This is a genomic window from Roseibium hamelinense, assembly GCF_007830545.1.
Taxonomy (GTDB): domain Bacteria; phylum Pseudomonadota; class Alphaproteobacteria; order Rhizobiales; family Stappiaceae; genus Roseibium; species Roseibium hamelinense.
On sequence record NZ_VLLF01000001.1, the window covers coordinates 825,652 to 845,500 of the forward strand.

Genomic DNA, 19,849 nt, shown 5'->3' on the forward strand with positions numbered 1-19,849 from the left:
GCAGCCGGTTTCCCGCTGATCCCCCGGCACCGCAATCTCGGTTCTTTTCGGCAGTGTCTTTCTTGGGCAATGCTTCGATGGCTCCGCGTAGCCGGTCAGGCGTAAAAGATCAATTCCTTCACATCGGCCTGAAGGTTTCCAAGCGTCGTTTGTATGCCGCGTTGGTTTGCTTCCAATTCGCGTGAGCTTGTCTTGAGCGCTTCCGTCTCTGCTTTCAACGCGGTGTTTTCCGACGTCAAAGCGGTGTTTGCGGCCTTGAGAGACGTAATGTCATTTTTCATTGCCGTAATTTCGTTCTTCGCGGCCTGCGTCTTCGTGACACCGCCGCTGAGCTGAACGATAAGGTCACGGATATTTACCTTGACCGGGTTGAACTCAAGGCTTGCGGCGGCTGTTATTTTGACATCCAGGCCAACCTTCAAATCGAAGGTGCCTGCAAAATTCGCATTTGCCACCAGGTCAGCGTTAAACGCCCACTTCATTCCAAGGAAGATGGCTTGCGTGTATCCTTCGGTGATGGTGTTGGACGAGCCCTTCTTCTCGAAGTCGTGGCCCAAGATGTTTACGTTCTTTGTCTTCGCATATTCATTAATGGTCCCAGTAGCGGCGCTTTCATCATCTTCCGTCGTTCCCGCACGGATTGTGACGTCTTTGTCTGTTCCACTTTGAATGACCACGACGCCACTGTCAGAAGCCAACGTGATGTCCTGAGATACGGAAACCTTATGAGCGCCGTTGGTTCTTTGATGATAATCTGCCGTTTCGACATACATTTTGCCGCGCGATTTCAGAAGGACACGGCCATCGCATGCCAGCAAGATCCCCTTGGCAAGGTCCTTCTCGCCTGCCGCTATCTCGGTTGAAGTCTTTCCCGCGGCGGCTGCGTCCTGGATGTGCTGATTCGGGTAGTATTCACTGATGTAACCATCGACCCGAGCGGTCTCTTCGATGTCACTATATTCCCCGAGGCGGAGCATGGCTCCCAACTCGTCGTCTTCCGCGCCAACGTCAACGTTGTAAGGAACCAGAAAATAGACATGGGGCTTAGCATAGAGATTATCGGTGCTCGATCCGCTGTCATCGGAGGCCATGGAAGGATCCTTTCATAGAAGGACGGGAACAGGGCTGGTTTCCCGCAATGCGCGATCTTCAAGTTACGCGTCAAAGCCTTGCCAGAGTGTGACTGCCTCAAAGAATTGCGAACACCGGAAACCCGGCCCGGACTGCGTGCGGGCCCGGTATGTCTCAGCGCTTATGAGTCTTCGCCCGTTTCGAGCGTGACCTTTTGTGATGTGATTTTATAGCCGCCGTTTGCCAAGGGTATCAGCGACGCCGCATCCGCCTGCACATGAGCGCCCTCAAGATCGATCACAACCTCTCCCGAGTAGTGTGCGTTCTCACCGTCCTCAACGATTGCGTCTGCACTAATCTCGAAATCTTCATCCGGCTCCAGCACAATTTCGACATGCCCGTCGTAAACAAACGCGCCCCCGTCCGCTTCACGGGTTTGGTCGGAAGTAATCTCAAAAGCGTGCGCCCCGGCGATTTGAAACGCGAGGGCAACCGCTGAAAACGCAATAAGTTTGCGAACCTTCAACATGAATTTCGCCGCACCGGACACTTTGCGTCTCCCGGCACGCTCCCTGATTCTGAATCGTTGCAACCGGATCGTTCCGGCACAGTCAGCAGGAGCTCCTAGATATTGTCAAAATTACGGATTTTTCCCGGCCCGACACTTTTCCGGGGCGCGGTTGGCAATAACCGGCGAAATAATTTCGGCTCATCCATCCGATTGCTCTACGGGCCCGCCCTGCTCTTCCCAGGTTGAAAAACCTTCTGTCAAATGCGCTGCGTCAAAGCCCATGTCATTCAAGGCCGCAACCGTCAGTGCAGACCGCCAGCCGGACGCACAATGGAAAATGAAGCGTTTTTGCTCTCCGAAAATATCCTTGAAATACGGGCTTTCGGGATCGACCCAAAACTCCGCCATGCCGCGCGGACAATGAAAACTTCCTGGGATAAAGCCGGAACGCTGGCGCTCGCGCACATCGCGAAGATCTACAAAAACAACATCCGGATCGCCCACGAGGCTGATCGCCTCGGACGTTTCAACCTCCTCAATCCGTGCTCTTGCGGCGGCCACGAGGTCTTTGGATGAGACTTTCAGTTTCTTAACCACGAGATTTCTCCATGTGTCATGCAGGCCGTGTGAATTCGGCCAGGACATGCTGGATCGTGCGATCCGGCCGCTGAACCGAGTAGAAGTGTTCCCCGGCGATCTTCAAACCATGGGTTTCGAACGCCCGCCACTCCGAGGGAGCCAATGGCCACGGCGGGCCCTTTGGCTCACCGCCTTCCTCCCGGCATCTGCTGATAACCAAAAGCGTTCCACCGGGTGCAACAAGGCCTGCAAGTGCGGCTAAAGACTGCCGCCGCAAGTCACCGTCCAGCGCCTGAATGGTGTAACACTCATGGACGAGATCAAAGGCGTTTTTCCATGCATGCGGTACAGCAAACAGGTCGTTGGCGACATAATTGACCGATGTGTCCGAAAAACGCTGCTTCGCCCATGAAATCGCGTCCGGCGACAGATCGAACGCTGTGGTTTCGTAGCCGGCCAAGGCCAGAGCCTCTGCGTTGTCACCAAGACCGCAACCGATATCAATCGCGCGTTTGCCGTGGCCCGGATGGCGCTGCAGCCACTCCACCAGCGCGGCTTTCGGTTTGAGGTCCGCCCAGGGCACGGCAGCGGGATCGCCATTTGCCTCCCTGTAAACAGCGTTGAACCACGCCAACCGGTCGGCGGCATTTCCAGCATGCGCGCCAGTCAAAACGTCAATGCGTTCGCGCGCCGCATCACGACGGGCCATAAAACCTGGATCGAAGTGCACGCTTTTATCGGGTGCGACTTTATCGCTCACGCCTTTTTCTCCCACCCGCCTGCTTCGGTTTGCTGCCAATAAGCCAATTCAAACCCCTCGCCTTTGGCGGCCTTCCAGCGCATGCGGGCCTCGGCAACCGCCTCCTCGTCGCGGCCGTCGAACATAAAGATCGCCCGCTTGTAGCCCCCAAGTGGCGGAGGGTCCGCCCGGTCGACCATGAAACGCACATCTGCTGCGTTCGGATTGTCCTGCTCAAACGTCAGGTAAATCGGCTGGTGCTCTGCATAGCCGTCAGCGGCCGTTCCATGCGGCAGGAAACTGTCATCGACATAAGTCCACAAATGAGAATCGAGCGCAGCGCACCGTTCGGCACTGCCGGTTTGCACGACCACCTTCCAGTCGCGCTCCAAGCACTTTGCAAGCAATTGTGGCAACGCTGCCTCGAGCGGCTTGTGGAGCAAATGGTAAAACACGACCTCAACAGCCAACGGACAGTTTTCCTCTTTGTTTCAATAACTTGCCCTCGATGGGCTGCGATCCTGCAACAAAGCTCCGTTACGGAACATGATGCAGGGTTGCCACACTCCGAAAGACCTTTGCCCAGACACCAAAACCGTCATAGACACGTTGCAACTGTCGTATCATTAACGCTTCGCAAATGTCGAATGACTAAGTTTTGGATCCGGGGAGTCAATTTCTCCCTCTGGGCGGAACGGGTGGAACCGCGTTGATGCGTGGCCTACCTTGTTAAAGCGGGGACTTTATGATCGCGCGCGTTGTTGTGTTTCTTGCGCTTGTGTTTGCAATGGCTGGTGCCACTGTTGGAATGGGATTTGTCGTCGAACCTGCGACGGCTTGCCAAACATATAAGACCTGCTGAGAAGGCTTTGGTCTTAAGGTCAGAAAAACCCGCTGGACTGTCCGGCGGGTTTTTCGTTTTTCCGATCAGTTTTCGTAATTGTCCGCAACAAACTGATTGAGCAGCCTGACACCGTAACCCGAAGCCCAGCCCTTGCTGACCTCGGTCTTCGCAGCTCCGAATGCTGTACCGGCAATGTCGAGATGCGCCCAGGTGACATCGTTCACGAAGCGCTGCAGGAACTGAGCCGCGGTGATTGATCCAGCCGTGCGCCCGCCGGTGTTCTTCACGTCAGCATTGGGCGTGTCGATCAGCTTGTCATACTCTTTAGAGAGCGGCAGCCGCCAGACGGGCTCATCCGAAGCTTTCCCGGCAGCTGTCAGCTGGTCGGCCAGCTCGTCGCTGTTGGTGAACATGCCCGCATTCTGGTTTCCAAGCGCGATAATCACAGCCCCTGTCAGTGTTGCCAGATCGATCATAACTGCCGGCTTGAAACGGTCTTGGGTATACCAAAGGGCGTCGGCGAGAACGAGACGCCCTTCGGCATCCGTGTTTAAGATTTCGATCGTCGTGCCCGACATGGCCTTTACGATATCGCCCGGACGCTGTGCCTTGCCATCCGGCATATTCTCGACAAGGCCAATCACACCGATGGCATTGACCTTTGCTTTGCGCGCGGCAAGCGCATGCATCAGACCTGTGACGGTCGCGGCGCCGCCCATATCGCCCTTCATTTCTTCCATGCCGCCGGCCGGCTTGATGGAGATGCCACCTGTGTCGAAGGTCACGCCCTTGCCGACAAATGCGACAGGCTTGTCACCCTTCTTGCCGCCATTCCAGCGCATGATCACAAGCCGCGGCGGACGCACCGACCCTAGGGCAACCCCGAGCAGCGACTCCATCTTCAGCTTTTTCATTTCCTTTTCGCCGAGCGTCTCGATGTCCACGCCGAGTTCGGCGAGTTCGCCGGCTTTGGCGGCAAACTCTTCCGGCCCCAGGACGTTTGCCGGCTCGTTCACAAGGTCGCGGGCCAGACAGACACCGTCCGCAACGGCCTGGGCACCTTCCCAAGCTTTCTTGGCCGCCTTCGCGTCGTCGACAGCAATTGTGAGTTTCAAGGACTTATCCTTGTCCTTGCCACCATCATCCTCACTCTTTTTGGTCTTGTAGGTATCGAAGGTGTAGGCAGCGAGTTTTGCCCCCATGGCGAAGGCCGCTGCATCTGAGGCTAGATCAGCAGGCGCATCTGCAACTTCGAACAGGACTGCGGCGCTTTCGGCTTTGGCCGTGGCCAATGCGGAATACACCGACCCGCCGAGTTTCGTCCACGCGGTTCCGTCAAGATCCTCGGTCTTGCCGAGGCCGACCAGAATGACACGGTCCAGATCGATCCCGGCGGGCGCGATCAACTCCAATGTGCTGCCGTTCTTTCCCGTAAAGCCACCAACCTTCGCCGCGCGCTCAATACCGCCAGTGATCGAACCCGCCAGTTCTGCGCTGAGCGGGCCGAGCGTCCCCCCCTCGCCTGCGAACAAAACGGCCGTGCCCGATTTCGGAGCGGCGAGCTTGCCAAACGAAAGTTTGGAAAGGTGTGTCATGGGAGATCCCTTGTCTTTGTTTTATCAATTCGGCCCAAAACGGGCTGGCAGGAATGCCACACACTGCAAAAAACAGCCGGGGCAAGGTGCCTAGAACATGGCGCTTTACGGCTTTGCGGGCAAGCTTTTCACTGTTTAGAATTAATTAACCAAGCTTGTTGGTGTCCCGTTCACTAAAATCCATGCTATTGGCTTTCATGAGTTTTAACGATTGGGACCCACGCCCTCTTTGGCAATCAGGTGTTTATGAAGACCCTTGAACGCTACATTATCAGGCGATCGGCTTACGTGTTTGCGATGACAATTGCAGCACTGACGGGCGTGGTGTGGGCCACCCAGGCGCTGCGCCAGCTGGATCTGGTGACGTCGAAGGGGCAGACGATTGTCGATTTCATCGCGATCACCATGCTTGCCATGCCGTTCCTGATCGCCATCGTGGCTCCCTTTGCGTTGATGATTGCGCTGGTGCTGGTGTTGAACGCCCTGTCCGGTGACAGCGAGCTGATTGTTATTGATGCGACCGGCGGCTCCCGCTTCCTTGTCTTGAAACCGATCCTGATATTCGCCACCGGCGTTATGGCATTGGCGGCAAGCATGTCGCTTTATTTCTCCCCTATGGGTCTTGCGGAACTGCGCGAGGAAATCACGCGCGTGCGGGCCGATCTTGTCGCCAACGTCGTCAAGCCAGGCCGGTTTATTACCGTTGAAAACGGTTTGACCTTCCACATCCGCAACCGGTCCGGAAAGGGTGAACTCGACGGATTGTTGCTGCATGACACGCGCGATCCGGAAACCGCATTCACCTATCAGGCCGAACGCGGCCGGATCGAAGAGGTGACCGGCAAGACCCTTCTTCTCATGCAAAACGGCACGATACAGCGCCGCCCAAAAACCAAGGGCGACATTTCAATCGTCCGCTTTCAATCCTACGCTTTTGATCTGTCGAATCTGATCCCTGAAGCCTCCGAGCCGGTTTACAAGGCAAGCGAACGCTCGACTGCGAACCTGATGGCACCGGAAAGCAATGACGCGTATGCATTGCAACATCCGGATAAACTTGCGGCCGAACTTCACGAGCGGTTTTCACAGCCGCTCTATTGTGTCGCGTTTGCATTGACCGTATTCGCGTTTCTGGGCAAGGCGCGCACCACCCGTCAAAGCCGCGGCCTTGCTGTTCTCGGCGCGATCTCAAGCTGTGTGGCGCTTCGCACGGCGGGCTTCGCGGTCACGGCTATCACCGGAGAAAACACCAGCCTGCTTGTCTTGTTGTATGTTGTGCCGATCACAGGGATGGCGCTCGCTACGTTCTTCATCTTGCGCGATGCGCCAGCTTCATCCTCCCAGATCCTTATGCGGGTCACCGAAGCAGCCGAAAACCTGACCACTCGTGTCCTCGACCGGCTGAACGGCCACTCCTCGCGCGGAGCATCGTGACATGATCCTGGGCCGTACGCTTGCCGTGTATTTTTCCGCGCGCTTTTTAAAAGCCATTCTCGGGCTTTTTTTGCTGGCGACCGTGCTGATTTTTTTGTTCGACGTCTTGGAGCTGATCCGGCGCGGCGGCGACCGTGAAGGCTTTTCCGTCCTTAGGGTCAGCCTGATCTCCGCCTTGCGTGTCCCGCTCCTGATGGAACAGGTGATCCCCTTCACCGTACTGTTTGGGGCAATTGCCGCCTTCGTGAGCTTGAGCCGCGCATTGGAGCTGGTGGTGACCCGGGCATCGGGAATCTCGGTTTGGCAATTTTGTCTGCCCGCGCTTGCAGTCGGTGTCGGGATCGGCATCCTGTCCGTAACGGCCTACAATCCGGCAGCTGTTTGGCTGCAACAAAAATCCGATGACGTGGCAACCGGCCTTTTCGGGAGCGACCAGAGCTTTCTCTTGCAATCCACCAGCGATGTCTGGGTCCGGCAGGACGGTCTGGATGGCGAGTCGGTCCTCAAGGCCCAGCAATTACTCGATGGCGGCGCGCGGTTGAAGGGCGTGACCATTTTCACATTCGACAAGTCCGGAACATTCCGCGAGCGGATCGAGGCAAAAGACGCGATGCTCGGCAACAACGTGTGGGACCTCTACGACGCGATTGTATACACCACAGAACGTGATCCACAGATCTATGGAAAATATTCGATCAGTACGTTTTTAACCGCAACCGAGGTTCGAGAAAGCATCGGTTCACCGGAATCGATTTCGTTCTGGAAGCTGCCGTCCTTTATCGAACTCGCCCAAAATGCCGGTTTGCCCGCCTACCGATATGCTTTGCAATATCAAACGCTTCTTGCCCGTCCACTGCTTTTGGCCGCGATGATCCTCATCGCTGCTGCGGTTTCCCTCAAAGTGTCCCGGTTTGGCGGGTTGGGCGGCATGATTCTGGGTGGCATCCTGGCCGGGTTCGTGCTTTACGTTCTTTCGGAGCTGGCTGAGGACTTCGGAGGTGCGGGAATCGTGCCGCCGATGGTCGCTGCGTGGGCACCAGGTGTATTTGGAGTACTTATGGGATTGACGATCCTGCTTCATCAGGAAGACGGGTGACCGGCTGGGTATGACTGGTTCACGTAATCTTCTCTCAACGACTGCCTTGACGCGCGCGGACAATTCCAAGCGCAGGATCGGGTATGCCGTCGTGGCAGCGGCGTCATTTTGTCTGGTGCTGGCGTCGCCGGTTCAGGCTCAGGACAACAGCCTGCAGAACGCGCTTGCAGGCCAGGTTGACCCCAACGCCGATCTGCTTTTGGAATCCAGCCGGATCATTTACGATTTCGACCGCGACATCATCACCGCCGTCGGTGACGTCCAGGTGTTTTATGACGGCATCACCGTTCAGGCGGAGCAGATTGTCTTCAACCGCCGTCAGGATCAGTTGACCGCACAAGGCAACGTCATCCTGATCGAGCCGGGCGGGAATGTCGTCAGGACCAGCACACTGACCCTGTCGGAAGACCTGAAAAACGGGTTTGCCCAGGCGCTTCGTCTCGACACGCCGCAGCGCACGCGGTTCATCGCCGAGGAAGCGACCCGGCAGGACGGCAACGTCACAACGTTCAAAAACGGCCTCTATACGGTTTACACCAAGCCGACCACGCCGCCGGACAAGCCCCCGTTGTGGCGCATCAAGGCTGCAACGATCGTTCACGATCAGCAGGAAAAGACGATCTACTACGAAGATGCGTCACTAGAGTTTTTCGGGACGCCGATAGCCTATGTGCCGTATTTTTCGATGCCGGACCCGACGGTTAAGCGCAAATCCGGCTTTTTAATCCCGTCCGGCGTTGCATCGACAAACCTGGGTTTTGGCGCATCGATCCCGTATTACTGGGCCCTGAGCCCATATTACGATCTCACAACAACGCTGACACCGCTCTCCGAACAAGGTGTGGTCGGTGACGCGGCCTTCCGCCAGCGTTTGTCGAGCGGGCAATATACACTCGCGGCAGCAGGACTGTTTCAAGCGCAACCGAGCAAATTCGCAGGCACGAGCGGTGACCAGCGCTGGCGCGGTGCTGTGAAGACCACCGGCTCGTTCGATATCGCTGAGAACTGGACCTTGGGGTGGGACGCGACCTACAAGAGCGACCGTGTCTTCCTGAAAGACTATTCCTTCGTGAGCTTCAGCGACAACAACGAGACCTCGGAAATCTATCTGGAAGGCAATACGCTGCGGAACAGCCTTGCGATCCGGGGCTACGCGTTTTCGATTTCGCAAGAAGACTACACCACAGACGGGCAGTTCGATGCCCCAGGGTTTTCGCCGGTCGGGAGTGATCTACAGGACAAACAACCCTTTGTGGCTCCGGTCGTCGACTACAATTACGTATTTGATGATCCAGTTGCCGGCGGAGAGCTGTCCTTCACAGGCAACTTCACCTCCCTCACCCGCGCGGAGACCGATGCCTTCAATATCAATGGCACGGACAGGTTCCGCGGTGTTGACGGCACGTTTTCGCGGGTATCCATGAAAGGTGACTGGCGCCGCACCTTTATTGATCCGCTAGGCCAAACGTTCACACCGTTCGCCTACATGCGAGGTGACCTGTTTTTCATTGCATCTGCGGACGAAGATGTGAGCGCACTGGCGGGCGAATCTTTCGTAGGCCGGGCCATGCCGGCAGCCGGGCTTGAATACCGGTATCCGTTTGTCGCGACCTTTGCCGGCGGCAATCAGATCCTCGAGCCTGTTGCGCAAGTCATCGTGCGCCCGGATGAACAGCGGATCGGCGAATTGCCAAACGACGATGCCCAAAGCATCGTTTTTGATAGCACGACCCTGTTCGACTACGACAAGTTCTCAGGCTTTGACCGGGCCGAGGGTGGCTCGCGCCTGAATGTCGGCTTCAATTACAAGCTGCAACTTGATGAGGGCTACTATCTCAGCGCCCTGTTTGGCCGCTCTTACCAAATCGGCGGCGAAAACTCCTATGCCAAACCGGACATCCTCGGCGCAACACTTGATTCGGGCCTGGCCTCCGACGCGTCCGACTATGTGAGCAGCCTTTATTTCGACATGCGCCAAGGAGCGCGGCTTGGAGCGCAAGCGCGCTTTGATGATGACGACTTTTCGGTCAACCGTCTCCAGGCACAAGCAACCGCGGCTTACGGTCCGGTCGTCTCCACAGTGGCTTATGCTTTCTTGAACGCGCAGCCGGATGTCGGCATCGACGACCCGCGTGAGGAAATCCTTGGAGCCGCCAGCCTCAGGCTTGAGGAGAACTGGCGGATTTTCGGCTCTGTTCGGTATGACATTGAAAACGCGGATATTGTCCAAGACGGCTTCGGCATAGGCTACGACGACGAAGGGTTTTCGCTGTCAGTGTCTTATGCAGAGGACCGCAGCCGCAATGACGGCGATGAGGTCGACCGGACGCTGTTCTTGCGGATCGGCTTGCGCACCATCGGCAACACACAGGTTTCTTCTGGAAGCCTTGATTAAGAGGCTTTAAGACGGGTTTGCCTCAAAAATGCCGGGTGACTTGCGCAAGGTTCCAAGGTGTTATTTGAGTTTCAGGCACCTTTGTGCGAAACCAACTGCACAGGTTTGCCATGAGCGGACCTTTTAATTGCGATAGGACGGCCGGACGGATTTACATGCGCACAAAGATCGCGACCCTTGCTCTTGGTATCTTTTGCTTGATGGCCCTTCCGGCCGAGACATCGGCCCAGGGCGCCATCGAAGTGATCGTCAATGACAAGGCGATTACGTCCTTCGATATTTCCCAGCGGGCGAAGCTGATCCGCCTCACGCAGCGCAAATCAAATGCTGTATCCCGCCGGGAGGCCGAGCAGGAATTGATAGACGAGGCCTTGCAGCTGGCCGAAGCGGAACGGATTGGTGTATCCGTATCCGACGCGGAGGTGAACAACGCGTTCGCGAATATTGCACGCGGCGTCAAACTGACACCCGCCAACCTCTCCAAGGCCCTACGCCAGAACGGGGTCAATCCGCAAACACTGCGGGACCGCCTGAAGGCCCAACTCGCCTGGTCTCAAACGGTGCGGCGGCGGTTCCAGGCACAAGTCGATGTCAATGAAAACGACATCATTGCAGCCCTGCGCGAGATGGAAGACGAAGACAAAAACACCAGCGTTGAGTATGATCTGCGTCAGGTGATTGTTGTTGTCCCGAAAAGTTCATCCAACAGCTTCCGCAATCAGCGGCTTCGGGACAGCAACGCGATCCGGGCCAACTTCAACAGCTGCGAGGCGGCAGGAGCTGTGCTTGGCCAGTACAAGGAAGTCGTTATGCGTCCGGTTGGACGCCGTCTTGAAACCGAACTGCCCGGTGTCATGCGCGAGGCGCTGGCGAAATTAGAGCCGGGCAATTTGACGAAACCTGAGCAAACCGAGCGCGGATACGAAATGCTTGCCCTATGCGGCAAACGAGAAATCGCGTCGGACATGGCGGCCCGGACCGAAATTGAAAACAATCTGCGCGCCAAGGAAGGCGAGCAAATGTCCCGCCGCTACCTGATGACCCTTCGCCGCACGGCAACGATTGTTGAACGGTAATTCTAGATGATTTCAGGCAAGAAGCCGCTTGTGGTCACATGCGGCGAACCGGCCGGTATTGGACCGGACATTACCTTGATGGCCTGGCTGCAACGCAAGGATCTCGCGCTTCCACCATTTTATATCCGCTCAGACCCCGGCTTTTTAAGCCGACGCGCCGAGCGCATGGGCCTTGAAATCCCTGTACAGGCCTGCAATCCCGAAGATGCACGCAGCGTTTTCAAGACTGCGCTTCCCGTCGTTCTGACCGGGGATCCGATCGAGGACCGCCCCGGCGAGGAACAGGCATCGACCGCACGCGCGGTACTTCAGTCGATCGAGCAAGCGGTCGAAGATGTTGCCAGAGGCGCGGCGAGCGCCGTTGTGACCAACCCGATCAACAAAGCCGCCCTTTACGATGCGGGTTTCGATCATCCGGGCCATACGGAGTATCTCGGTGCGCTGGCGGAAACGCACTGGCCTGATACCATCGCCCGGCCGGTTATGATGATTGCCGGTCCCGAACTGATGGTTGTTCCGGTGACGATCCATATTCCGCTCAAGGATGTGCCCTCAAACCTGACCGAGAAACTGATCCTCGACACGGCCCGCATTGCCGCCGCCGACCTGAAATCTCGCTTCGGGATTGCCGAGCCGCGCCTGGTTTTAGCCGGGCTCAACCCGCATGCAGGCGAAGATGGCAAGATCGGAACCGAGGACAGGGATGTGATCGCGCCCGCAGTCGCAAAACTGCGTGACGAAGGCATTGATGCCCGCGGCCCCCTGCCGGCAGACACGTTGTTCCACCCTCAAGCACGCAAGACCTTTGATTGTGTGCTGGGCATGTATCATGATCAGGTGCTGGTCCCGGCAAAAACCATAGGGTTTGACGACAGCGTGAATGTGACGCTTGGCCTGCCCTTCGTGCGCACATCACCAGATCACGGGACGGCCTACGACATTGCAGGCACCGGCAAGGCCCGGCTGGACAGCTTTGCTGCTGCGCTCAGAATGGCGGGCGTCCTGTCCAACCCGGGCAAGTTCTAATGGCCCAGATCGACGATCTGCCGCCCTTGAGAGAAGTCATCGCCCAACATGGGCTGGAGGCCAAAAAATCTCTCGGCCAGAACTTTTTACTCGACCTGAACCTGACATCCCGGATCGCCAGGACGGCCGGCGACCTTTCACAGGTTACCGTGCTCGAAATTGGCCCCGGGCCGGGTGGATTGACGCGTGCTTTGCTGGCCAATGGGGCGAAAAACGTTGTGGCAATCGAGAAAGACACGAGATGCCTTGCTGCCCTTACCGATATCCAGGCCCACTATCCCGGACGCCTCGATATCATAGAGGGCGACGCGCTTGACATCGATCCGGTCGCTGTGACTGGCGGAGAACCGGTCAAGATTGCGGCCAACCTGCCCTACAATGTCGGCACTCAACTGCTTCTGAATTGGATATCGGTGCCGCAATGGCCGCCATTTTGGCAGTCGCTCACGCTTATGTTCCAAAAGGAAGTCGGCAGCCGCATCGTTGCCCGGCAAGGCGACAAAGCCTATGGCAGGCTCGGCGTGCTGGCCGGGTGGCGGACCCATGCATCAATGGCATTCGACCTCAGCCCAAAAGCTTTCACGCCGCCGCCCAAGGTCACCTCGACGGTCGTGCATGTGACCCCGCGCGCAGGGCCCTTGCCGTGTGATCTCAAAATGCTGGAGAAGGTAACCGCCGCCGCCTTTGGGCAGCGCCGCAAGATGTTGCGCTCGAGCCTGAAAGCGCTTGGCGGGGACACAGAAGGCGTTCTGGAGGCCGCCATAATCCCGGCGACAGCCCGTGCGGAAGAAATCGACGTTGAGGGTTTTGTCCGCCTCGCCAACGCGTATTCAGCTTCGGCCTAGCCCTTCGCTTTCAACGCGTCTTCAAGGTCGAGGACCATACCGTCGATCAGCGGCCCTATCGCAGGCGAGCGGAATTGCTTATGCCGTTCGGCGCGCAATATGGCCTTGACGCTCTGGAACGCACGGTCGAGATCATCATTGACCACGACATAATCATACTCGGACCAATGCCGCATTTCGCCAACTGCGGTTTCAAGGCGCTTTAGGATAACGTCTTCAGTGTCTTCAGCGCGGCGGTTCAGACGGGACTTCATCTCCGCAATCGACGGCGGCAGAATGAAGATGGAGACCACGTCTTCGCGCATTTTCTCATAAAGCTGGAACGTGCCCTGGATATCGATGTCAAACAGAATGTCGCGTCCGTTTTCGATCGCATCTTCCACCGGACCACGCGGTGTGGCGTAGTAATTGCCGTGTACCTCCGCCGATTCCAGCAGCTCATCATGGTCGCGCATCTGCTCGAAGCGCTTCTTGTCAATGAAGTGATAGTGAACCCCGTCGATTTCACTTGTACGGCGCGGACGGGTCGTTACGGAGATCGAGAGTTCGAGATTGTCTTCCTGTTCCAGAAGCAGACGGGCAATGGTTGACTTCCCGGCGCCCGATGGCGAGGACAGCACCAGCATGAGGCCACGGCGCTGCGCTTCAGCATCATCCGCACTGACGCGCGTGCCAAGTTTCTCGGTGCTCATCTTTCACTCCAAATTCTGAATTTGCTCGCGCATTTGATCAATGACCGCCTTCAGGTCAAGCCCGATCGCGGTGAGATCAACATCGTTGGATTTCGAACACAGCGTATTGGTCTCGCGGTTGAATTCCTGGGCCAGGAAATCCAGCCGCCTGCCGACCGCCCCACCCGTATCGATCAGCTCCCGCGCCGCCTTGACATGTGCATCCAGCCGGTCAAGCTCCTCCCGGATATCCGCCCGGGTCGCCAGCAAGACCGCCTCCTGGTGAAGCCGCTGCGGGTCCAGCTGACCGTCTGTCCCATCCATCAAAAGTGCCAGCTGTTCCCTCAACCGCGCCTTGATTGCTTCGGGCTGGCGCGCAGGCGATGCTTCTGCAGCCCCGGTCAGGTCCGAAATCTTGTCGATCTGTGCCCGGACAACCGCTCCGATGTTCCTGCCCTCGGTGTGCCGCATGTCGACCAGGTCGAGCAAGGCGGCATCCAGGGTGGTCAGCAGGCTGGCGTGAAGAGCCGCTTTTGCGTCTTCATCGTCTTCCGCTTCTTTCAACTCGAACACGCCCTTTTGGCTCAGGATCCCGTCCACGGTCGGCTCCGCAACACCTGGCACACGCTGTTTGACAAGTTCGATCGCCGCAAGCACGGATTCCAGGGCCGCTTCGTTGATCGTAAGTTCGGCATCGCCCAGATCACGCTGCATGGACAAGCCGACGGACACGTTGCCCCGCCTTAAGACCTTTGCGCAGCGCTCGCGGATTTTTGCCTCAATCGTTTCCAGTCCGTTGGGGATGCGGATCCTAATGTCGAGCGACTTTCCGTTGACCGATCTCAGCTCCCATGTCCAGCGGATCGGCCCCAACTCGCTTTGAACACGGGAGAACCCCGTCATGCTGGCAAGCGCCATGTTTTTCTGCCCCTCGTTCGCCCGCGGAGGACCGGTGTCTTCACACGCGCCCCATAAAAGACGTCTGGCGGGAAGTGTCCCGCCAGATCCTTGTTTCGTCAATTTGATTGAACGGAGTCTCCGGAAGTAGACCGTTCCTGTTCAGCGGCCCGGCGTTCGCGTTCTATCTGGCGCCATTTGCGGACATTTGCCTGATGCTGCTCATAGGTCTCGGCAAACACATGCCCACCAGTTCCATCGGCAACAAAGAACAGATCTCTTGTCCGTGACGGGTTGGCAACCGCTTCCATGGCAGCCTGTCCCGGGTTTCCGATCGGGCCAGGAGGCAGCGCATCGATCTGGTAGGTGTTGTAGTCGTTTTCGGCCTGAAGCTGAGATTGCGTGATCGCCGAGCGGTCCTTCAGCCACGCTTCCCCGCCGAACAAGCCGTACAGAATTGTCGGGTCTGACTGAAGACGCATGCCCCGGTCCAAACGGTTCACGAAGACGCCGGCGACGCGCGGACGCTCATCTGCCTTGGCGGTTTCCTTTTCAACGATCGACGCCAGAATCACGAGCTCCTCCGGTGTTTCAATCGGCAGATCGTCGACACGCCGGTCCCAGATTTCGGCAAGCAGTTTGCTCTGCGCCTCTTTCATGTCGTCAATGACACCCTGGCGCGTCGTTCCGCGTGTGAACGTGTAGGTCTGCGGTAGGAGTGCACCTTCCGCCGGGATCTCGGTAATCTCGCCGACCAGAACCGGATGCTCGCGAACCCGTTCCAGAACCTGTGCAGTGGTCCATCCTTCGGGGATCGTCACCGAATGCGTGACAGCGTTGCCTTCGACGAGATCGCGCATGACCTCATCCATCGAAACGCCGGCCTTGAACGCGTATTCCCCGGCCTTCAACTTGGTTTCGTTCTTGTAGAACCGGACACCCAGATTGAAGACCCACTCGTTGATCAAACCATCGCCGATGACTTCAGCAGCCGCCAAACGGTCCGTTATCCCGGACAGACCGGAGCCTGAAGAGATGACGACCGTCTTGTCTTCGGTCAGCGGACCCGGCTGGTCGAAGGTCTGCTTGCCGAAGTACAACGCGGCACCGACCGCAAGCAACGCGAACACGGCAAGTGAAATCGCCATATTGGTGAGAATGACGAAGGGATTGCGCACGTGGCGCGAGCGCGGCGGCGGCCCCGGAGCCGGCTCCGGTTGAAGCGCTTCACGCGGGCTTTTCGGCTTAATGCCCATTCCAATGCACCTCCAGATGCAAAGCTATTGGCTCAAAGGCGCAGCGACTTTAGGAACAACGCGGCCAAGAGTTTTACAAAGAGCGCAGCAGCTCACTGCCGCTGCGACGCTGGAACGTTACTTACACGGCTATGCGGCAACTTTGCGGAAGACCAGTGATGCATTGGTGCCGCCGAACCCGAAGGAATTCGACAGTGCAACGTCAATGTTCATTTTCTTCGCAGTATGGGCCACAAGATCAATTTCGGTCTCGACCGATGGATTGTCCAGATTGATTGTCGGCGGCGCAATTCCGTCGCGGATAGCCAGCACGGAGAAAATGGCTTCCAAAGCGCCAGCCGCGCCCAGAAGATGCCCCGTTGACGACTTGGTCGACGACATCGTCAGTTTGTGCGCTGCATTTCCGGCCAGCCGGGTTACCGCGCCAAGCTCAATCTCGTCGCCGAGCGGGGTCGAGGTGCCATGCGCGTTGACGTAATCAACATCCGATGCCCCAAGCCCTGCACGCTTAAGGGCAGCATCCATGCACCGGTACGCGCCATCGCCATCGGAAGATGGCGCGGTGATGTGGTAGGCATCCCCGGACAGGCCATAGCCGATCACTTCCGCATAGATTTTTGCACCCCGGGCTTTCGCGTGCTCGTATTCCTCAAGCACCACAACACCGGCGCCCTCGCCCATGACAAACCCGTCGCGGTCTTTGTCGTAGGGGCGTGAAGCCTTTTCAGGAGCATCGTTAAATGCAGTGGACAACGCCCGGCAGGCGGCGAAACCGGCCAATGCCAGACGGCCAATCGGCGACTCGGTGCCGCCGGCAACCATCACGTCGGCGTCGCCATAGGCAATCAGCCGCGATGCGTCGCCTATCGCGTGGGCGCCTGTGGAACAGGCAGTCACGACAGCGTGGTTCGGTCCTTTGAGGCCATGGCGAATCGAAACGTACCCGCCTGCCAGATTGATCAGCCGGCCCGGGATGAAGAACGGGCTAATCCGGCGCGGACCTTTTTCTTCGAGGATATGCGCTGCCTGCTCGATCCCCTGAAGACCGCCAATGCCTGACCCAATCAGCACACCCGAGCGGGTCTGATCTTCATAGCTTTCCGGTTTCCAGCCAGAATCGGCCATCGCCTGATCGGCAGCCGCAACGGCATAAATGATAAAATCGTCGACTTTGCGCTGTTCTTTGACATCCATCCAGTCATCTGGATTGAAAGCGCCCTCGTCGGCAGGGTCCCGCGGGATTTGGGCCGCGATCTGGCACGCCAGGTCGTCAGCCTTGAAGCCGGAGACCTTGTTGGCTCCGCTCTTGCCTTCCAGAATACGTTTCCAAGAGACATCGACATTTCCGCCAAGCGGAGACACCGTGCCCAATCCAGTAACGACAACTCGCCTCATGTACCCGCACTTGTTTCGGGTTGAGCGGGGGGACCCCCGCTCAACCGTAATTAGACAATGGACCGGAGATTAACCGGCGTTCTTTTCAAGGAACTTCACAGCATCACCAACGGTCAAGATGGTTTCTGCCGCGTCGTCCGGAATTTCTACGCCGAATTCTTCTTCGAAAGCCATGACGAGTTCAACGGTGTCGAGACTGTCGGCCCCCAGATCGTCAATGAAGCTAGCGCCTTCGCTGACCTTTTCGGCGTCAACGCCGAGGTGCTCTACGACGATCTTCTTAACTCGATCCGCGATATCACTCATTTTTCACTTCCTTGGGTTTTCAAACTTCAATTATCTTCGCGAACCGCCACGTCTCCGATTACCGGACACATGCCACTTTATCGCGGTTGTCTTTCACGTTCTGGTCGGCGCTACCCAGACTTGGGCACACACCCTTCCCATCGGAACAATCGGCGGGTAGGTAACACACTTTGTTGACCTTTACCAGCCGCTCCAGGCTGCTGAAAAACAGCTCGGATTCTGTTTGCCAACTTGGCGAATTTCCCTTTTAAATCATTGCCATACCACCATTTACATGCAGGGTTTGCCCTGTCACGTAAGCGGCTTCGGTGCTGGCAAGATAAGTAGTTGCGGCAGCGATCTCGCCCGCAGTGCCCAATCGGCCCGCCGGAACGCTGCCCAAAATCGATTCTTTCTGCTTCTCGTTCAGCGCATCGGTCATGGCGGTTTCGATGAAACCGGGAGCAACTGTGTTGACCGTGATATTCCGGCTGGCAACCTCACGGGCCAGTGATTTGTACATGCCGATCATGCCGGCCTTTGCCGCCGCATAGTTCACCTGGCCCGGATTTCCGGTGACGCCGACCACTGATGTGATGCCCACGATCCGGCCGTAACGGCGTTTCATCATGCCCTTGATGGCAGCGCGGCACAGGCGGAAACCGGAGGTTAGATTGACCTCGATTACCTGATCCCACTCATCATCCTTCATGCGCATGAAGATGTTGTCGCGGGTGATACCGGCATTGTTGACCAGAATATCCACCGACCCCATCGCATCCTCGGCCGCCGGCAGCAGCGCATCGACCGCAGCCCGATCGGAGAGGTTGCAAGCAGCAACATGCGCGCGGTCCTTGAGGTCTTCGGCGAGCGCTTCCAGCTTTTCCGCCCGCGTTCCCGACAGGGTGACTGTTGCCCCTTGCGCGTGCAGCGCTCGTGCGATCGCCTCGCCGATCCCGCCGGTGGCGCCGGTGATGAGTGCGGTCTTGCCCTCAAGAGTGAACATGGCAACTTCCTTTCGCTGGATTATCGTTTTTAAATCTCAACGGCCAACGAGATCAGGCGTTGAGCGCCTCGATCAAGCCATCAATGTCCTGAGGCGTATTCACGGCAATGCCTTTGGCTTCCTTGGCAATGCGTTTGACCATTCCGGTCAGAACTTTGCCGGCCCCCACCTCAACAAATGTTCCAACTCCGTTTTCGGCAAGCCAGGTCACACTCTCGCGCCAACGCACGGTGCCAGTTACCTGCTCAACCAGCCTGCGGCTGATATCGCCCGGATCAGATGTCGGGCCGGCCAACACGTTGGCAACCAATGGCACGGCTGGCGCCTTGATGGCAACGTCGGCAAGCGCACTGGCCATGGCGTCGGCAGCCGGTGACATCAAAGAGCAATGAAATGGAGCACTGACCGGCAGCATCACTGCCCGGCGGGCGCCCCGCGCCTTGGCGATTTCGACCGCGCGCTCGACAGCGGCCAGGTGACCAGACACCACCACCTGACCAGGTGCGTTGTCATTGGCCGCTTCACAAACCTCGCCCTGTGCTGCTTCGGCCGCCACTTCCCTGACCTGATCGAATTCAAGGCCAAGCAGCGCTGCCATACCGCCCTGACCGACCGGAACGGCTGTTTGCATGGCGTTTCCGCGCACCCGCAACAGGCGCGCCGCTGTCGCGACATCCAGCGATCCCGCAGCTGCAAGTGCAGAATATTCGCCGAGCGAATGGCCCGCCACGAAAGAGGCAGACGCGCTCAGGTCCAAGCCTTTGGCCTCGAGCACACGCATTGTTGCCAGACTCACCGCCATGAGCGCCGGTTGGGCATTGGCGGTCAGAGTCAGCTCAGCATCAGGTCCGTTCCACATGATTGCGGACAATTTCTGGTCAAGAGCATCGTCGACCTCATCAAACACAGCCTTTGCCTCGGGAAAGGCATCTGCCAATTCCTTACCCATGCCAACAGCCTGACTGCCCTGTCCAGGAAAGGTGAATGCGGTGGCCATATGAAATAGACTCCGAATTGGTAGCGCGAGCGGGCCTGTATTGTTTTGCCGCGCGCCTTTGCTACAAAGAAGAGCGTTTCTGGCCGGTTTTTTGGCAAAGCCCTGCCAGTGTTGGCGGCAGGCTATGAAAC

General features: G+C 57.6%; 19 protein-coding genes. 6 read left to right on the top strand and 13 right to left on the bottom strand.

Going from position 1 to position 19,849, the window contains the following annotated elements; all coding sequences use genetic code 11:
* Positions 1-95 precede the first annotated feature (95 nt).
* The 6 genes from JM93_RS03850 to JM93_RS03875 all read right to left on the bottom strand — a co-directional run bounded on the left by JM93_RS03850 (position 96) and on the right by JM93_RS03875 (position 5,339).
* On the bottom strand, positions 96-1,091 hold the full coding sequence (locus JM93_RS03850) for a cell division protein ZapB (protein ID WP_145340713.1): 996 nt from the start codon (positions 1,089-1,091) through the stop codon (positions 96-98).
* A 161-nt stretch (positions 1,092-1,252) separates the two neighbouring features.
* Positions 1,253-1,600, bottom strand: coding sequence for a hypothetical protein (locus tag JM93_RS03855; protein ID WP_145340714.1), 348 nt, complete (start codon positions 1,598-1,600; stop codon positions 1,253-1,255).
* Positions 1,601-1,780: 180 nt separating this feature from the next.
* Positions 1,781-2,179: a rhodanese-like domain-containing protein gene (locus JM93_RS03860; RefSeq protein WP_244300747.1), complete on the bottom strand. Its 399-nt coding sequence runs from the start codon at positions 2,177-2,179 to the stop codon at positions 1,781-1,783.
* A 16-nt stretch (positions 2,180-2,195) separates the two neighbouring features.
* A complete protein-coding gene (locus JM93_RS03865) occupies positions 2,196-2,921 on the bottom strand; it encodes a methyltransferase domain-containing protein (RefSeq protein WP_208994904.1) in 726 nt (241 codons plus the stop codon).
* On the bottom strand, positions 2,918-3,370 hold the full coding sequence (locus JM93_RS03870; RefSeq protein WP_145340716.1) for a DNA polymerase III subunit chi: 453 nt from the start codon (positions 3,368-3,370) through the stop codon (positions 2,918-2,920). Before JM93_RS03870 ends, JM93_RS03865 begins: the two co-directional genes overlap by 4 nt.
* A 457-nt stretch (positions 3,371-3,827) precedes the next feature.
* Entirely contained in the window at positions 3,828-5,339 is a 1,512-nt protein-coding gene (locus tag JM93_RS03875; protein WP_145340717.1) for a leucyl aminopeptidase, read from the bottom strand.
* A 246-nt stretch (positions 5,340-5,585) separates the two neighbouring features.
* Here JM93_RS03875 and lptF point away from each other — a divergent pair, with 246 nt between their 5' ends.
* The 6 genes from lptF (at position 5,586) to rsmA (ending at position 13,211) form a co-directional block, all read left to right on the top strand.
* Positions 5,586-6,773: an LPS export ABC transporter permease LptF gene (gene lptF, locus JM93_RS03880; protein ID WP_145340718.1), complete on the top strand. Its 1,188-nt coding sequence runs from the start codon at positions 5,586-5,588 to the stop codon at positions 6,771-6,773.
* Between the two features lies 1 nt (position 6,774).
* Entirely contained in the window at positions 6,775-7,869 is a 1,095-nt protein-coding gene (gene lptG / locus JM93_RS03885; RefSeq protein WP_145340719.1) for an LPS export ABC transporter permease LptG, read from the top strand.
* 10 nt (positions 7,870-7,879) lie between these two features.
* Positions 7,880-10,264: an LPS-assembly protein LptD gene (locus JM93_RS03890; RefSeq protein ID WP_145340720.1), complete on the top strand. Its 2,385-nt coding sequence runs from the start codon at positions 7,880-7,882 to the stop codon at positions 10,262-10,264.
* Between the two features lie 155 nt (positions 10,265-10,419).
* Positions 10,420-11,340 carry a SurA N-terminal domain-containing protein gene (locus JM93_RS03895; protein ID WP_145340721.1) on the top strand — a complete coding sequence of 307 codons (921 nt, stop codon included), beginning with the start codon at positions 10,420-10,422 and terminating at the stop codon, positions 11,338-11,340.
* 6 nt (positions 11,341-11,346) lie between these two features.
* On the top strand, positions 11,347-12,366 hold the full coding sequence (gene pdxA / locus JM93_RS03900) for a 4-hydroxythreonine-4-phosphate dehydrogenase PdxA (RefSeq protein WP_145340722.1): 1,020 nt from the start codon (positions 11,347-11,349) through the stop codon (positions 12,364-12,366).
* The gene (gene rsmA, locus JM93_RS03905) at positions 12,366-13,211 is read left to right on the top strand and encodes a 16S rRNA (adenine(1518)-N(6)/adenine(1519)-N(6))-dimethyltransferase RsmA (RefSeq protein WP_145340723.1); all 846 of its coding nucleotides are present in this window, start codon (positions 12,366-12,368) and stop codon (positions 13,209-13,211) included. The genes pdxA and rsmA overlap by 1 nt, the downstream gene beginning before the upstream one ends.
* Here rsmA and gmk read toward each other — a convergent pair.
* The 7 genes from gmk to fabD form a co-directional block, all read right to left on the bottom strand.
* Positions 13,208-13,903, bottom strand: coding sequence for a guanylate kinase (gene gmk, locus JM93_RS03910; protein ID WP_145340724.1), 696 nt, complete (start codon positions 13,901-13,903; stop codon positions 13,208-13,210). The genes rsmA and gmk overlap by 4 nt on opposite strands.
* A gap of 3 nt (positions 13,904-13,906) precedes the next feature.
* Complete coding sequence (locus JM93_RS03915; RefSeq protein ID WP_145340725.1) at positions 13,907-14,800, bottom strand: YicC/YloC family endoribonuclease; 894 nt, start codon at positions 14,798-14,800, stop codon at positions 13,907-13,909.
* Positions 14,801-14,898: 98 nt separating this feature from the next.
* Positions 14,899-16,035: an endolytic transglycosylase MltG gene (gene mltG, locus JM93_RS03920; RefSeq protein ID WP_145340726.1), complete on the bottom strand. Its 1,137-nt coding sequence runs from the start codon at positions 16,033-16,035 to the stop codon at positions 14,899-14,901.
* A gap of 129 nt (positions 16,036-16,164) precedes the next feature.
* A complete protein-coding gene (fabF, locus tag JM93_RS03925; RefSeq protein ID WP_145340727.1) occupies positions 16,165-17,430 on the bottom strand; it encodes a beta-ketoacyl-ACP synthase II in 1,266 nt (421 codons plus the stop codon).
* 69 nt (positions 17,431-17,499) lie between these two features.
* Complete coding sequence (locus tag JM93_RS03930) at positions 17,500-17,736, bottom strand: acyl carrier protein (protein ID WP_145340728.1); 237 nt, start codon at positions 17,734-17,736, stop codon at positions 17,500-17,502.
* 247 nt (positions 17,737-17,983) lie between these two features.
* A complete protein-coding gene (fabG, locus tag JM93_RS03935) occupies positions 17,984-18,721 on the bottom strand; it encodes a 3-oxoacyl-[acyl-carrier-protein] reductase (protein WP_145340729.1) in 738 nt (245 codons plus the stop codon).
* Between the two features lie 52 nt (positions 18,722-18,773).
* Entirely contained in the window at positions 18,774-19,718 is a 945-nt protein-coding gene (gene fabD / locus JM93_RS03940) for an ACP S-malonyltransferase (RefSeq protein WP_145340730.1), read from the bottom strand.
* Between the last annotated feature and the right edge of the window lie 131 nt (positions 19,719-19,849).

Excerpts from the sequence above, each read along its gene's own strand:
- fabF (WP_145340727.1), bottom strand. The coding sequence starts at position 17,430 with ATGAGGCGAGTTGTCGTTACTGGATTGGGCACGGTGTCTCCGCTTGGC.
- lptF (WP_145340718.1), top strand. The coding sequence starts at position 5,586 with ATGAAGACCCTTGAACGCTACATTATCAGGCGATCGGCTTACGTGTTT.
- JM93_RS03875 (WP_145340717.1), bottom strand. The coding sequence starts at position 5,339 with ATGACACACCTTTCCAAACTTTCGTTTGGCAAGCTCGCCGCTCCGAAA.
- JM93_RS03890 (WP_145340720.1), top strand. The coding sequence starts at position 7,880 with ATGACTGGTTCACGTAATCTTCTCTCAACGACTGCCTTGACGCGCGCG.
- JM93_RS03915 (WP_145340725.1), bottom strand. The coding sequence starts at position 14,800 with ATGGCGCTTGCCAGCATGACGGGGTTCTCCCGTGTTCAAAGCGAGTTG.
- JM93_RS03930 (WP_145340728.1), bottom strand. The coding sequence starts at position 17,736 with ATGAGTGATATCGCGGATCGAGTTAAGAAGATCGTCGTAGAGCACCTC.
- mltG (WP_145340726.1), bottom strand. The coding sequence starts at position 16,035 with ATGGGCATTAAGCCGAAAAGCCCGCGTGAAGCGCTTCAACCGGAGCCG.
- JM93_RS03895 (WP_145340721.1), top strand. The coding sequence starts at position 10,420 with ATGCGCACAAAGATCGCGACCCTTGCTCTTGGTATCTTTTGCTTGATG.
- pdxA (WP_145340722.1), top strand. The coding sequence starts at position 11,347 with ATGATTTCAGGCAAGAAGCCGCTTGTGGTCACATGCGGCGAACCGGCC.
- JM93_RS03850 (WP_145340713.1), bottom strand. The coding sequence starts at position 1,091 with ATGGCCTCCGATGACAGCGGATCGAGCACCGATAATCTCTATGCTAAG.
- rsmA (WP_145340723.1), top strand. The coding sequence starts at position 12,366 with ATGGCCCAGATCGACGATCTGCCGCCCTTGAGAGAAGTCATCGCCCAA.
- lptG (WP_145340719.1), top strand. The coding sequence starts at position 6,775 with ATGATCCTGGGCCGTACGCTTGCCGTGTATTTTTCCGCGCGCTTTTTA.
- JM93_RS03855 (WP_145340714.1), bottom strand. The coding sequence starts at position 1,600 with ATGTTGAAGGTTCGCAAACTTATTGCGTTTTCAGCGGTTGCCCTCGCG.
- fabG (WP_145340729.1), bottom strand. The coding sequence starts at position 18,721 with ATGTTCACTCTTGAGGGCAAGACCGCACTCATCACCGGCGCCACCGGC.
- gmk (WP_145340724.1), bottom strand. The coding sequence starts at position 13,903 with ATGAGCACCGAGAAACTTGGCACGCGCGTCAGTGCGGATGATGCTGAA.
- fabD (WP_145340730.1), bottom strand. The coding sequence starts at position 19,718 with ATGGCCACCGCATTCACCTTTCCTGGACAGGGCAGTCAGGCTGTTGGC.